The sequence below is a fragment of the Stenotrophomonas beteli genome, from assembly GCF_001431665.1.
Classification (GTDB): Bacteria; Pseudomonadota; Gammaproteobacteria; order Xanthomonadales; family Xanthomonadaceae; genus Stenotrophomonas; species Stenotrophomonas beteli.
The window spans coordinates 1-14,564 of record NZ_LLXV01000073.1 but is presented as its reverse complement, the minus strand read 5'-3'; the positions used below and the strand labels follow the sequence as shown (position 1 = coordinate 14,564).

Genomic DNA, 14,564 nt, shown 5'->3' with positions numbered 1-14,564 from the left:
CTGGGGGAGAGCCCCCTGAGTCAGGGGGCGGCCGCGAAGCGGCGGGGGTGTGGGTATTGGCAAGAGGGGCCCGCGTTTCGCGCAGCGAAACGTGGGAGCGACAGCGCGCATGCGATGGCGCGTACCAGAACCGCAGGCCCTGCCGAACCCCTTACCTGCCCATGACCCGCGCGATCGCTTCCATCAGCAGCTCACCGGTGACTGGCTTGCGCAGGAAGCCGCCGATGCCGGCCGCCTCCACCTGCTGCTGCAGGTCCGGATCGGTGCGCGCGGTCACCGCCAGCAGCGGCAGTATGTAGCCCTGGTTGCGCAGATGCTGGGCCAGCTCGAAGCCACTCAGGCCCGGCAGGTCCAGGTCGAGCAGACCAACGTCGAAGTCACCAGCGCTGATCTCACGCAGTGCAGCCAGCGCGTGCCCCGCATGCACCACGTCATGCCCTCGCGCACTCAGCAATCCGCGCATGACGTCGGCCACGGTGTCATCGTCTTCCACCAGCAGTATCCGCAACGGCGGCAGGCGCGTGGCTTCATCGCGTTCCACTCCAGCGGCCGTCTCCGCATCAGCGTCGACCACCAGCGGCAACGGCAGCGTCACGCCGAAACAAGTGCCGCGCCCCAACTGGCTCTCCACCTGGATGCGGCCCTGCATCGCCTGCGCCAGCTCACGGCAGATCGCCAGGCCCAGGCCACTGCCACCGTACTGTGCGGCGGTGCGCGCGCCATCGGCCTGCTCGAATCGACGGAACAGGCGTTGCTGTTGTTCCTGACTGATGCCGGGTCCGGTGTCGCGCACTTCGAAGTGCAGCGCGCGCAGGTCGCCGTCGCTGCGTGCGTGCAGGGTGATGGTGCCGCGGCTGGTGAACTTGACCGCGTTGGACAGCAGATTGAGCAGGATCTGCCGCACCCGCATGGCATCGCCGGTGGCCTGCAGGCCTGCAGGCAACTGGTTGTCCAGGCTGAAGTGCAACCCCTTCTGTGCCGCCAGCGGGCCCATCAGCGCGGCCAGATCCTGCAGCAGGCAGCTCAGCGCGAACGGCTTGGACTGCAGCTCCAGCCGCCCGGATTCGATCCGTGCCAGATCCAGCGCATCGTTGACCAGATGCAGCAGGTGCTCACCGGCATGCCGGATCGACTGCGTGTAGCCCCGCTGCTGCGGGTCCAGCGGCGAGGCCAGCAACAGTTCACTCATGCCCAGCACGCCCGTCATCGGGGTGCGGATCTCATGGCCCAGATTGGCCAGGAAACGGGTCTTGGCGGCCGATGCCTGTTCGGCCAGCTCCTGCTTGTGCAACGCCAGCTGATAAGCGTGGCGGCGTTGCAGGCGGCGGCGATAGAGCCACGCGAACCAGCTGGTCAGCAGCAGCGCGATCGACGCCAGCACCAGCAGCCCGGACAGGCTGCGCCACCAGGGCGGCTGCACGCGGAACTCCAGGCTCTGCACCCGCGACCAGACGTGATCGGCCGAGCGCGCCTGCACTTCCAGCCGATAGCTGCCCGGTGCCAGCCGCGAGAACAGGCGCTCGCCGGCCGGCCCGACTTCGACCCAGTCCGGGTCATAACCGGCCAGGCGGTAGCGATAGGTGTTGGACGCCGAATCTGCAAAGGACAACAGCCGCGCGACGATGCGCAGGTCGCGGTCGCCGTCGGCGATCTGCAACGGTGCATCGTGGGTCATGTCCAGCACCTGCTCGTTGCGGCGCACTTCCACCCGTTCGATCACCAGCGGCGCGCGCCGCACCGAAGGCCGCACCTGCGACGGATCGAACACCACCGCACCGGCCGGGGTACCGGCCACCAGATGGCCGTCCGCCGACGCGATCAAGGTGTGTTCGCGGAATTCCTGGCTGGGCAGGCCGTCGTGCACGCCGTACAGGCGCACGCTCTGGCCATCGGCACTCACCCGCACCAGGCCGCGCGCGCTGGTCGCCCAGGCCACGCCCTGGCCATCGACCACCAGACCGGAGGCGGAAATGGCCGGGTATCCCTGTTCCGCGCCGATCACTGCCTGCCGTTCCAGGCGGCCCTGGCTCCAGCGGTAGCGCGACAGGCGGCCATCCTCGGACAGCCAGACCTGGCCATCGCGACCGACGTGCAACGCGTGGATCGCCGTTGCCGGTGCGCCCGGCACCGGCTGGAAACGCCCGCTGTCGGGCAGCCATTGCAGCAATCCGCGGCTGCTGGCCAGCCAGATATGATCCTGCGGCCCGCATTCGACATCGAGGTTGAGCTGGCCCTGCTGCAATCCGCGTTCCCCGTTGTCCAGCTGCTGCCGCACGTGACCGTCGAGGTCACGCTGCTGCAGGCCCGAAGGCAGCATCAGCCAGAGACTGTCGCCGTCACAGGTCATCAACGCCTCGACCACCCCTTCCATGGCGGCGTCGGCACCGGCCTCGCGCCCCCATCGGCGCAGCTCACGGCGCTGCGGGTCGTAACGGATCAAGGCATCGGTCGAACCGACCCAGACCTGGCCGTGGCGGTCTTCGCGCACCGAGGTCAACCAATGCATGCCATTGACCCAGGTCCGGTGCTGTTCGACCTTGCCGGTCCTGGGATCGAAGCGGTCCAGCGCGCCGTGCCCGCCGACCGCCCATACGCCGCCATTGCGCGAAGCGCTGGTACCGAGCACGAGCGCGTTGCGCAGCGAGCTGGGGTCATCCTCCAGGCGCGACAGCACGGAGAACTGCCACCAGCGCGGCAGCAGGTGCCACAGCCCGGCATTGGTACTCGCCAGCCAGATGCCGCCTTCCCGGTCCTCGTAGGTGCCGGTCCAGTTGGGGCGTACCGGCCCACGTGCGATCGCGCTGTACAGCGGCACGGTCTGGTACTGGCCGTCGACCGCGCGGCCCAGGCCGGTGCGGGTATCCAGCCAGTGCCCTCCCTGCTCATCGCGCAGCATCATGCCCAGCACCTGCTCGCCCGGAGGCAGTTTCCACGGCGGCGCTTCGAAGCGACCGTCCGGGCGACGCACCGTGGCACCGGCCATGGTGCTGATCCACAGGCTGCCATCGGGCTCGGTGGTCAGCCCGTTGATCAGTGGACTGGGAATGATGTCGGTGCCGACGCGTTCGAAATCGGTACCGGTCCAGCGCGCGACCCCATGCTTGGTGCCGATCCACAGGCTGCCATCGGCGAGCGTGGCCAGGTACGGCACCGACGATGAGGGCAGGCTGCGCGGGTTGTTCGGCTCGGGCAGGAAACGCTGCAGGCGGTCGTGGCTGTCCAGCCGGTACAGGCCACCCTCATGGGTGCCGAACCAGATCGAGCCATCCGGCGTGCTGGCCAGGCTCCAGACCGTGTTGGTCCCCATCAGTGGCTGGCTGCTGCGGTCGTAGAAGTGCAGCTGGCGGCGGTCGGCCGACATCCGCACCAGGCCCGCATTCTCGGTGCCGATCCACAACTGGTTGCGGGCATCGACCAGCACCGTCCAGATGCGGTTGTCGCGCAGGCCATCTTCCGAGCGCCAGACCCGGTAGGTACGCCCATCGTAACGGGCCAGGCCGTCGTTGGTGGCGATCCACAGGTAGCCGTAACGGTCTTCGGCCATGCGGTTGACGGTGTTGGACGGCAGGCCATCGAACACGGTCACCTGTCGCGGACTCGGCGGCACCGGCTGTGCAGCAACCGGCGACGCGCAGCACAGCAGGACCAGCAGCAGCATCGCCGCCCGCAGATACACCACCGATGGCCTCCTCATGCTGGATCTGATGATGCCCGCACGGCGGGCGTCGGCATGGTAAACCGAAAGTCGTACCCTTCACGCCAAGCAACGCCGCAGTCACGCCGTCGCTTGTCGTTTTGCATGCGCCTGGACGATCGCAGCCACCAGCAGGTCGCCGGTGACCGGCTTGCGCAGGAAGCCGTCGAATCCTGCGGCCAGCACCTGCGTCTCGGCGTAGGCATCGGAGCGCGCGGTCACCGCCACCAACGGCAGCTCGTAGCCCATCGTGCGCAGCTGGCGGGCGATGGCGGTGCCATCCAGCGCCGGCAGATCGAGGTCGAGCAGGCCGACATCGAAGCGATGGGTGGCGATCTCGGACAATGCGCCCAGGCCGTGCAGCACGTGAACCACGTCGTGTCCACGCCCACGCAGCAGCCCGGCAATGACCTCGGCAACGGTCGCATCATCCTCGACCAGCAGGATGCGCAGCGGGGGCAGCTCCGGCGGCGCCGCCGGTTCTCCGCTGGCGCGCGCTGGCTGCCGGGTCCACGGCAGCGGCAGCTGCACGCGGAAACGGGCGCCCTTGCCGGGCTGGCTGTCCACCTCGATGTGCCCGCCCATCGCCACCGCCAGTTCCTGGCAGATCGCCAGGCCCAGCCCACTGCCGCCATAACGCGATGCCGTGCGCGGCCCCTCGGCCTGTTCGAATCGATGGAACAGGCGCTGCTGCTGCTCGGCGTTGATGCCCGGGCCGCTGTCATGCACCTCGAAACACACACCGCCTCGCTCCTGCAGGTGCACCGCCAGGCCCACGTGCCCGCGCTCGGTGAACTTGATGGCGTTGCCCAGCAGGTTCAGCAGGATCTGGCGGACACGCATTTCATCGCCGCTGACGCTGATCGGGCCCGGCGGATCCTCGCCCCGCTGGAAGGCCAGCTGGCGCTGCTGTGCCATCGGCTGCATCAGGCCCTGCACCTGGTCGAGCAGCTCCTTCAGATCGAACGGGTGCAGGTCCAGTTCCAGCCGGCCGGCCTCGATGCGGGCCAGGTCCAAGGCATCGTTGACCAGACGCAGCAGGTGGCTGCCGGCCTGCTGGATCGAACCGGCGTAGCTGCGCTGCATCGGGTCCAGCGGCGTGGCCAGCAGCAGCTCGCTCATGCCCAGCACGCCGGTCATCGGCGTGCGTACCTCGTGGCCGAGCGTGGCCAGGAAACGGCTCTTGGCCTGCGAGGCCTGCTCGGCCAGCTGCTGCTTGTGCACGGTCAGCTGCCATTGCTGGCGCCGGCGCAGCCGTGCACGGATGGCCCAGGCCAGCGTCAGCAGCAACAGCGACCCCAGCAGCACATAGCCGAAGATGGCCATGCCACTGCGCCACCACGGCGGAAGCACCTTCACCTGCAGCCGCTGCGAAGCGGTCCACGCCCCGTTGGAGGACGCCGCCTGGACCTCGATGACGTAGTGCCCGGTCGGCAGCCGCGACAGCGTGCGCTGGCCGTCGCCACCCTGCTCCACCCAGTCCTGGTCATAGCCCTGCACGCGGAAACGGTAACGGTTGCCCTGCGGGCTGGCGTAGGACAACAGCCGCGCGTCGATCTGCAGGTCACGATCATCCGGCCCCAACAGCAGCGTGCCGGTGACCGGCAACGGCTGCCAGCCACGCGCATCGTCGCGGCGCACGCGCACCTCGGCGATCACCAGCGAGGAAGGCGGCCGCGCACTGTCAGCGGCATTCACGTCAAAGGCCACCAGGCCGGTCTGGGTAACCGCCAGCACGCGGCCATCGGCATTGACCGCCGGTGGCCGCCCGGTGAATTCCGCATCGGACAGGCCATCGCGCTCGTTGAACTGCTGCAGGCGGCGTGCCTTGGGATCCCAGCGCAGCAGGCCGCGCGGCGTGGTGGCCCACAGCTGGCCGTTGTCGGCCAGGGCCAGCCCGCCCATGCTGACCGGTGGCACGCCCGCAGCCCCGTCGATGCGCTGGATCAACCGCAGGCTCATGCCATCCCACTGGTAGCGCTCGAAGGCGCCCTGGCGCGCCAGCCACAACTGCTGCGGATCGATCCACACCAGGTCGTAGATCGGCCCGCGCGAGACGCCCGGTACCGCCTCGAAGCGTCCGGCCTGTGCGCGCCAGACCCCCATCTCCCCCATGATCCAGGGACGGCCGCGGTCATCGAAACGGATCTGTTCGATGGGTGCGTCGGCGCTGCCCTGGAACTGCTGCAACGGATAGCTGCGCAGCAGCCGCCCCTCGGCGCTGCGCTGCTGCAGGTCCAGGCCCATCACCGATACCCAGACCGTGCCATCCGGCGCCTGCCGCATCAGGTCGATGCGCTGGCGCAGATCGGCACTGCCCTCGATGCGCCAATCCTGCAGCGCGCCGCTCGCCGGGTCGTACACGGTGATGCGCCCGCCGCGTCCCAGCCAGAGGCGCCCGTCCGGGCGCGGCAGCACCGACCACACCACGCCGTTGCCGAGCTGGCGGTCGCTGGCCAGCAGGCGCAGCGTGCCCTGCGCATCGAGCCGGTAAACGCCACGGGCCGAGCCGACGTAGTAGTTCTGCCCGTCGCTGGCCGCGCTCAGCAGGTACTGGCTGTCCAGTGGCTTGCCATCCAGCTGGTTCCAGATCGAGAAGCGGCGCCAGTCCGGCGGCAGGTAGGCCAGGCCCTGGGTCAGCAGCGCCACCCACAGCCCGCCCTCGTGGTCCTGCAGCAGATCCAGCACGCCGCTGTGTGCGGTGAGGAAGCCGCTGCCGCGGTCACCCTCGAGCCGGCGCAGCACCGCCGCATCCCCCCGCAGCAGCCCATCGGAGGTGCCGGCCCAGTAGCCGCCCTGGCGATCGGCCAGCACCAGCGCCGAACGCAGCTGGGCACTGTCGGCCCAGCGTGGCCGACTGACCCGGTCCTGTGCATCGATGCGGTACAGGCCATCGTTCTGGCTGCCCACCCAGATCGAACCGTCGGCATCGCGACTGAGCCGGAGCACACTCAACGCGCCCAGTTCGCGTGCACCCACCGGCTCGAACCCGGTCCCGTTCCAACGCGCCACCCCGGCTTCGGTACCCACCCACAGCCGGCCCTGCGCATCGACCAGGCTGGTGAAGATGCTGTTGCTGGGCAGCCCGCCGGGATGCGCGGGATCATGGGTGTACAGGCGCACGCTGCCGTCTTCGCCAAGGCGGCAGACGCCATGGTTGTTGGTGCCGATCCACAAGGCGTCTTCGGCGTAGGCCAGCGCCCAGAACTGTCCCTCGCAGACGGCGTTGACCGCATCGAAGGTCGTGAAGCGCGCGCGATCGGCCTCCAGGCGGGCCACACCCTTGCCGTTCATGCCCACCCACACCCGGTCCAGCGGATCGATCAGCAGCGTCTCGATCTCATTGCCGGGCAACGAACCTGGCTGGTCCGGATCATGCTCCCAGACCCGCATGCGGTTGCCGTCGTAGCGGGCAAGGCCGCCGTCGGTGGCCGCCCAGATGTGCCCCTGGCGATCCTCGGCCAGGGCCACCACCATGCGCGAGGGCAATCCTTCGGCGGCCCCGAAGCGGCGCAGGCGTGGTGTTTCAGCCATGTCCGGGGTCGCCGCAGCGGCGGCGATCGCGCCCAGCAGCAGTCCCAACCCCGCGATGACACGGCACCACTGCCGCCAGCCACTCTTCATCCTGAACCCCCTGTCCTGGGCCGATTGTCACACAGGGCCGGGTTCATGGCTGCAACAGCCTGTTTCCAGCGGCGGCACCACCACGAACTGTTGCAGCCATGCACGCAACGTTGGCAGGGGGCTGTGCGTATGATCGCAATGTCCCGTTCCCGGAGCCCGCCATCGATGCGTCCCTGCCTGGCCCTGCTGCCGATGCTGCTTGCCACCGCACCCGCCTGGGCGGCCGCTGATTCCTATCGCCTCGATCCGGTGCACACGCGGGTGCTGTTCTCCATCGACCACGCCGGCTACTCGCAGGCCATGGGCACGGTTTCCGGCAGCGAGGGCCGCCTGCAGTTCGATCCCGACAATTGGCGCGAAGCCACGCTGGACGTCGAGGTGCCCGTGTCGCGGTTGGACCTTGGTGATGCCAAATGGAACCAGGCCACGCTGGCGCGCAGCCTGCTCGATGGTGAGCGTTTCCCGAAGGCACACTTCGTCTCCAGCCGGGTCGAACCGATCGATTCAAAGCGCGCCCATGTGATCGGCACGCTGACCCTGCGCGGGGTCAGCCAGGAGGTCACCCTGGAGGTGACCCTCAATGCCCTCAAGCGCTACCCGCTGCCGCCCTTCCGGCGTACCGCCGGCTTTTCCGCCACCACCACGTTGAGCCGGCGCGCGTTCGGCATCACCGCCTGGCCGGGCGTGATCGGTGACGCGGTGCAGGTACGTATCGAGGCCGAAGCCACCCTCGACCGCAGCGACACGCCGGGAACTCCCGCTGCCATTCCGCACTCCGACCCCAAGACGGCTCCCAAGGACCCTTCATGACCGCCAAGAACACCCCCGCCGCCTGGGGAAATGTCAGCCAGATCCTGCACTGGTTGATCGCACTGCTGATCCTCGTCCTGGGCGTGGTCGGCCTGACCATGGGCGAACTGCCCAAGACCCCGAAATACTTCTGGGTCTACACCGCGCACAAGTCGATCGGCATCACCGTGCTGGCGCTGGTGCTGTTCCGCCTCGGCTGGCGCCTGTATGCCGGTGCGCCGAAGCCGGTGCCGGGCGTGCCCAGCTGGCAGGAGCGCATCGCCAGCGCCACCCACGTGCTGCTGTATGTGCTGATGTTCGCCATCCCGCTGTCGGGCTGGCTGTACGACTCGGCCAGCGGCCTGCGCCCGTTCCGCTGGTTCGGCCTGGTCGACGTGCCCAAGCTGAGCGGCCCCGACCCGCAGGTCGTCACGGTGTCCCATGCCATCCACGAATACGGCTTCTGGCTGTTGATCGCGGTGGTGCTGGCCCATGCCGGCGCTGCCTTCTACCACCACCTGTTCCAGCGCGATGCGACCTTGTCCCGCATGTTGCCGCGCGGCTGGCTCACCTCCCCGCAGAAGGACTGACCGATGAACCTGAAACTGACCACTCCGGCCGCCGTGGCCGCCGCCCTGGCCGGCATGCTGGCCACTGCTCCGGCGCTTGCCGCCGACTACGCACAGGCGCCCGGTGCCGGTTCCATCCTGGTGTTTGCCAGCAAGTACGACGGCGAAGTATTCACCGGCAGCTTCCCCGGCTTTGCCACCAAGCTCAGCTTCGACCCGGCCAATCCGGCCGCCGGTTCGCTGGATGTGGTGATCCCGCTGGCCGGTGCCAAGAGTGGCAACAGCGACCGTGATTCGACCCTGCAGGGCGCCGACTTCTTCAACGTCGGCAAGTTCGCCACCGCGCGCTACACCGCCAAGGGCTTCCGCGCGGTCGGCAATGATCAGTTCGCCGCCGATGGCACCCTGGAACTGCGTGGCGTCAGCAAGCCGGTGACCCTCACCTTCACCTGGAAGCCGGGTGCGCAGCCGGTGCTGACCGGCAAGGCCACGGTCAAGCGCCTGGACTTCGCCGTGGGTGCCGGTGACTGGGCCGACACCAAGACCATCCCCGACGAAACCGCGATCAGCACGATCGTGAAATTCGACGCGAAATAAGCAACGTGCCGGGGCACCGCCCCGGCCGCATCCTGTAGAGCCGAGCCATGCTCGGCTGTAGTTGAGGCCGCCAGGCGCGCTTCAGCCGAGCATGGCTCGGCTCTACAATGGTCTTTCAGCCAGCCAGGCCTGCACCGTGGCCGCGTCGAACGGCCAGTCCAGCTCGCGGCCGCCTGCCTCGTCGCGCAGCACCGGCACGCGTGCGCCATAGCATGCTTCCAGCGCCGGCTGGTCATCCAGGAACACCGATTCGAACTCCGGTGCCCTGGCCTTGGCCAGCTCGGCCAGGGCCAGGTCGCACAGGTGGCAATCGTCACGCTGGATCAGGGTCAACACCGGTTCGGCTCCCAGGGTGGAAATGCTGCGCCGCAGCCATCGAATGGCACGGCAAGCCGTTAGAATAGCGGCTTGTCCGGTACCCGCAGTTTGGCATCCATGGCTGTCAGCACGTTCGACGTTTTCAAGATCGGCATTGGTCCGAGTTCCTCGCACACCGTCGGGCCGATGAAGGCCGCCGAGCGATTCATCCACCGCTGGCTGCTGGATCCGGGCCGCCTGCACGAGGTCGCGCGCATCCGTGCCGATGTCTACGGCTCGCTCGCGCTGACCGGCCGCGGCCATGGCACCGACAAGGCGATCCTGCTCGGCCTGGAAGGCCAGCGGCCGAACCTGATCGATCCGGACATCATTCCAGCCACGCTGGAGCGCATCCGCAGCAGCAAGCGCATCCAGCTGATGGGCCAGCACGAGATCGCCTTCGACGAGAAGCGCGACCTGGGCATGAACAAGCGCCAGAAGCTGCCCTACCACACCAACGGCATGCGTTTCACCGCGTACAACGCCGATGATGAAGTGATCGCCACGCGCGACTACTACTCCGTCGGTGGCGGCTTCGTGGTCAACCAGGACGACGCGGCCGACGACCGCATCGTGCCCGACGAAACCCCGCTGCCGTACCCGTTCAAGAGCGGCGACGAGCTGCTGGCGCAGACCGCGCGCAGCGGCCTGAGCATCGCCCAGCTGATGTTCGAGAACGAGAAGTGCTGGCGCAGCGAAGACGAGATCCGCGCCAACCTGCGCGAGATCTGGAGCGCCATGCAGTCGTGCGTGGCACGCGGCATCCGCGAGGAAGGCGTGCTGCCGGGTGGGCTGAAGGTGGGCCGCCGTGCGCCGGCGCTGTACCGCGAGCTGTCGTCCAAGCCGGAAGCGGCGATGCGCGATCCGCTGACCACGCTGGACTGGGTGAACCTGTACGCACTGGCGGTGAACGAGGAAAATGCAGCGGGTGGCCGCGTGGTGACCGCGCCGACCAACGGTGCCGCGGGTGTGCTGCCGGCGGTACTGCACTACTTTGATCGCTTCTGCCCGGGTGCGAACGAACAGCGCGTGTTCGACTTCCTGCTGACCTCGGCGGCGATCGGCATCCTGTACAAGGAAAATGCTTCGATTTCCGGTGCCGAAGTGGGCTGCCAGGGTGAAGTGGGCGTGGCCTGCTCGATGGCCGCCGGCGGCCTGGTCGCGGCACTGGGCGGCAACCCGAGCCAGATCGAGAACGCTGCGGAAATCGGCATGGAACACAACCTGGGCCTGACCTGCGACCCGATCGGTGGCCTGGTGCAGATTCCGTGCATCGAGCGCAACGCGATGGGTGCGGTGAAGGCGATCAACGCCTCGCGCATGGCCATGCGCGGCGACGGCAAGCACAAGGTGTCGCTGGACAAGGTGATCAAGACCATGCGCGATACCGGCCGCGACATGCAGGACAAGTACAAGGAAACCAGTCGCGGCGGCCTGGCGGTGAATGTCATCGAGTGCTGATTCGCAGCACCCTGCCGAAACAGACAAAGGGCGGCCATCGGGCCGCCCTTTGTCATTCAAGCCCGGCGTGAATCAGCGCGCCAGGCCCAGCACCGACACGTTGCGGAAGGTGCTTTCGCCCACCACGCGCACATACCAGGTACCTGCCTGGGGTCGACTGACCACGATCACCTCGGTAGAGCCCGCACGGCGCGAGCTGTACGGCGCACTGCCAACGTCGGGCGCTGCACCCCGTGCCGCATACAGGCTGACATCGCCGGTACCACCCAGCGTGCGTAGATTGAGCGTGGTCGCACCCGCCGGCACGTTGATGGCGAACAGCAGCGACTGCCCGTTCACGCCGCTCTGGCCGTCCAGACGGATGCCGTTCTGCAGCTCGGGAATCGGCAGTGCCGGCAACGGCTTGCCCTGGGCCAGCAGGACCGCGCGATGGGCATCGGCAATGCCGGCGCCGATCGGCTTGCCGTCTTCCGGGGGCTGCGGGAACGGACGCGCCGACGCCACCAGGATGTCACGCACCTGGTCGGGGGTCAGTGGCCCCCGGCCGGCCTCGACTGCAGCGGACTGCATCAACGCCACGATGGCTGCGATGTGCGGCGCAGCCATCGAAGTACCCTGGTAACCGCCCAGCACCGGTTGGCCGAGCGGCGCCCGGGTGCCGGCATCGATGGTGGACCAGATGACGCCGCGGGCCGGTGCCGGCCCGCTGTCGATTTCGCCGCCCGGCGCAGCGACGGTGACCGACGCACCATAGTTGCTGTAGCTCGCACGGCCACCCACGTAGTTGGTCGCGCCGACGTTGATCACGCCCTTGCAGCTGGCAGGCGAGAAGCCGGCGGCATCGATGTTCGAATTGCCAGCGGCGACCACCACCGTGGTACCACGGCTGCGTGCATAGTCGATGGCCGCCTGCGCTTCAGGGTCCTCGCTGCAGGCACCGAAGCCACCCAGGCTGAGATTGATCACGTCGGCTGGCGTCGGGTTGTCCGGCAGGCCATCGATATGCCCACCAGCGGCCCAGTAGATGCCATCGGCCACGTCCGAGCTGGTGCCACCGCAGGTGCCCAGCACGCGTACCGGCTGCACCTTGGCACCATAGGCTGCACCCGCGATGCCCAGCGCATTGTTGGCCACTGCGGCCACCGTACCGGCCACATGCGAGCCATGCCAGCCGCTGGTGCCAACGCCACAGTACGAACCATCACTCCAGTCGCCCGGGTCATGCGGATCGGCATCACGGCCGTCGCCATCGCCGGATCCGACGCCGCCCTGTTCGCCCGCCAGCGACACCATGTCATAGCCAGCAATCACATTCGCATCCAGGTCCGGATGCTGCAGGATGCCGGTATCCAGCACCGCTACCACCACACCCTCGCCGGTGCTTTCAGACCAGGCGCCCGGTGCGTGGATGCCACCGATCGTGTTCAGCATGTCCCACTGGTGGGATTGCAGGCGAGGGTCGTCTGGCAGACTCTGCAGCGGATACATGCGGCGATCGATCTGAGCGTACTGCACCGCCGGGTCCAGGCGGAGCTGCTGTAGCAGGCGTGCGCTTTCATCGGAAGACAGCGGGCGCGAAACGGAGATTACTTCGGCGCCGAGGCCGGTACGGCGCTGGACCTTCAGCGTCGGCGCTGCGCCTGCGCCTGCGCGGGCCGGCAGGCTGCGTGCCATTGCCGCTGCCAGCACCCCGTCGGCGAAACGACGGTCGCGCGCATCGGCCATGCCCGGCTTGAACTTCACGATGAAGCGATCATTCGCCACCGATGTCAGGGGCTTGAGCGGGCCAACGATCCTGGCCGGCTGCAGCGGAAGTGGCGTGGCGGCCAGCGCTGAGACCGAGGTCAGGCCCAGGGCCACAGCACCGGCCAACAGGCCGGCATGCAACGGAAGCTGCTTTTTCATGTTTCTCTCCAGGAACAAATGCAGTGCATGAAAGCCGCCCACCGGTTGGGCGGGCGGCATGGGGGATTACAGATCGATGCCGAAGCCAACACCCGCCGAACGTTCGCTACCACTGAATGCGCCGCCAAGGCTGAAGCTGGCGCGCTCGCCGATCTGCTTGCCGTAGCCGATGGACAAGGCCTGTTCGCCGTTCTGCCAGCCGGCGCCGACGGCAATGCGCCCACGCGGGCTGCGGCTGCCGCCGGCGTTGATGGCCATGTTGAGCATCGCCGAACCCATGGCGCCCTGCCGGTCGATGCGCCGGTCCTGCTGGCCAAGCCGCTGGTCGATTTCACGGGTGAGCTCGCTGAAGCGATCATCCAGGCCGTTGAACTTCGAATCGGTGTAACGCTTGGCCGAGGCAAGCGTCTCTGCGTTGCCTGCCTTCATCTGGCCGACATTGGCCGCGTCGGTATCGCGGGTACCAGCCGCCACATTGGTGACACGACGCTCGTTGCCGGCGCTGCCCATCGACACTGTGTTGGGCTCGTCGGCCATCGACCCCTGGCCGATGGCCACCGATCCCGAGGCCGATGCGACGGCACCCTGGCCCAACGCGGTGGCACCGGCACCGGTGACCCGACTGTCGGCGCCGACAGCAACACCGTTCTGTGCCGTTGCAGCCACCTGGCTGTTGCTGCCCACGGCAGTACTGTTGTCGGCGCCGACCTGCGAACCCTTGCCGATCGCAGTGTCGTTGGCGTCCTTGGCCAGTGAGCCCTCGCCCATCGCCAGTCCATCGCCGGTGCCGACGGGAGGACGCATACCACCATCACCGCCGGAGCCACTTCCGCCTTCCAGCGCACCGACCCGCGAATCCAGGCCACTCAACGCCGAATCCAATGCGCCAATCGCACCGCCCACATTGCCAAAGCGGACGCCCTGCACCGAATAGGTTGGCCCGATCAGCATGCCGTTGCCATCCATGCCTGCACCCCCACCCAATGCCTGCGCAACGCTGTCGACCTGCTGCACATTCACTGCATCGGTGCCTGCCGTACCTGCCTTCAGATTGTGCAGGCGGGTCCCGTCGCTGCCTTCCAGGCTCAGGCTGTCCTTGTCGCTGTTGTCATAGCGCACGGCGTTGGCCGTCCGTTCTCCCAGTTCGCCGCCCACGTCGGCGATGGCGGCTTCGAGCTGGCGCTTGTTGACCGCATCGGTGGCGTCACTGCCGTCAGCCACGTGAGTGATCTGCCGTTCGCGGCCCGCGCTGCCCACCGACACACTGTTGGCGCGGTTTGCCACCGAGCCCTGGCCCAGCGCCACCGAACCGGCCGCTGACGCCGTCGCGTCATTGCCGATGGCCACCGCGTAGTCGGCACTGGCGGTGGCACTGGCACCCAGGACATTGGCGCCCCAGCTGTTCGCCTCGGCGCCGTAACCCAGCGCAGTGGCAAACTCACCATTGGCTTCGGCAAAAGTGCCGACCGCGTTGGACGCAAATCCACTCGCCCCGGCGTACATGCCGATGGCGTTGGTGTAATTGCCTCCCGCGCTGGCGGCGTAGCCCAGCGCGGGAGGCAATTACA

9 protein-coding genes are annotated in these 14,564 nt (G+C 68.0%); 4 read left to right on the top strand and 5 right to left on the bottom strand.

What is annotated here, in order from left to right:
• Positions 1 to 151 precede the first annotated feature (151 nt).
• Both ARC23_RS17445 and ARC23_RS17440 read right to left on the bottom strand, forming a co-directional pair.
• Positions 152 to 3,679, bottom strand: a complete 3,528-nt coding sequence (locus ARC23_RS17445) for a hybrid sensor histidine kinase/response regulator (protein ID WP_057498369.1) — start codon at positions 3,677 to 3,679, stop codon at positions 152 to 154.
• Between the two features lie 96 nt (positions 3,680 to 3,775).
• Entirely contained in the window at positions 3,776 to 7,318 is a 3,543-nt protein-coding gene (locus ARC23_RS17440; protein ID WP_057498368.1) for a sensor histidine kinase, read from the bottom strand.
• A gap of 165 nt (positions 7,319 to 7,483) precedes the next feature.
• Between ARC23_RS17440 and ARC23_RS17435 the strand changes: the two genes are divergently transcribed.
• The 3 genes from ARC23_RS17435 to ARC23_RS17425 are packed head-to-tail and all read left to right on the top strand — an operon-like array spanning position 7,484 to position 9,273.
• A complete protein-coding gene (locus tag ARC23_RS17435; protein WP_057498367.1) occupies positions 7,484 to 8,128 on the top strand; it encodes a YceI family protein in 645 nt (214 codons plus the stop codon).
• Positions 8,125 to 8,697 carry a cytochrome b gene (locus ARC23_RS17430; RefSeq protein WP_057498366.1) on the top strand — a complete coding sequence of 191 codons (573 nt, stop codon included), beginning with the start codon at positions 8,125 to 8,127 and terminating at the stop codon, positions 8,695 to 8,697. The genes ARC23_RS17435 and ARC23_RS17430 overlap by 4 nt, the downstream gene beginning before the upstream one ends.
• A gap of 3 nt (positions 8,698 to 8,700) precedes the next feature.
• Positions 8,701 to 9,273, top strand: coding sequence for a YceI family protein (locus ARC23_RS17425; RefSeq protein ID WP_057498365.1), 573 nt, complete (start codon positions 8,701 to 8,703; stop codon positions 9,271 to 9,273).
• A gap of 102 nt (positions 9,274 to 9,375) precedes the next feature.
• Here ARC23_RS17425 and ARC23_RS17420 read toward each other — a convergent pair whose 3' ends face one another.
• Positions 9,376 to 9,609 (bottom strand): glutaredoxin family protein, encoded by a 234-nt coding sequence (locus ARC23_RS17420; protein WP_057498364.1) that lies wholly within the window; start codon positions 9,607 to 9,609, stop codon positions 9,376 to 9,378.
• Positions 9,610 to 9,708: 99 nt separating this feature from the next.
• On the opposite strand from ARC23_RS17420, the gene ARC23_RS17415 reads away from it, so the two are divergent.
• The gene (locus ARC23_RS17415) at positions 9,709 to 11,091 is read left to right on the top strand and encodes an L-serine ammonia-lyase (protein ID WP_049456519.1); all 1,383 of its coding nucleotides are present in this window, start codon (positions 9,709 to 9,711) and stop codon (positions 11,089 to 11,091) included.
• A gap of 72 nt (positions 11,092 to 11,163) precedes the next feature.
• Here ARC23_RS17415 and ARC23_RS17410 read toward each other — a convergent pair whose 3' ends face one another.
• Together ARC23_RS17410 and ARC23_RS17405 are read right to left on the bottom strand one after the other, a co-directional pair.
• A complete protein-coding gene (locus ARC23_RS17410) occupies positions 11,164 to 12,996 on the bottom strand; it encodes a S8 family peptidase (RefSeq protein ID WP_057498363.1) in 1,833 nt (610 codons plus the stop codon).
• Positions 12,997 to 13,062: 66 nt separating this feature from the next.
• Positions 13,063 to 14,499 (bottom strand): YadA family autotransporter adhesin, encoded by a 1,437-nt coding sequence (locus tag ARC23_RS17405; protein WP_152985293.1) that lies wholly within the window; start codon positions 14,497 to 14,499, stop codon positions 13,063 to 13,065.
• Between the last annotated feature and the right edge of the window lie 65 nt (positions 14,500 to 14,564).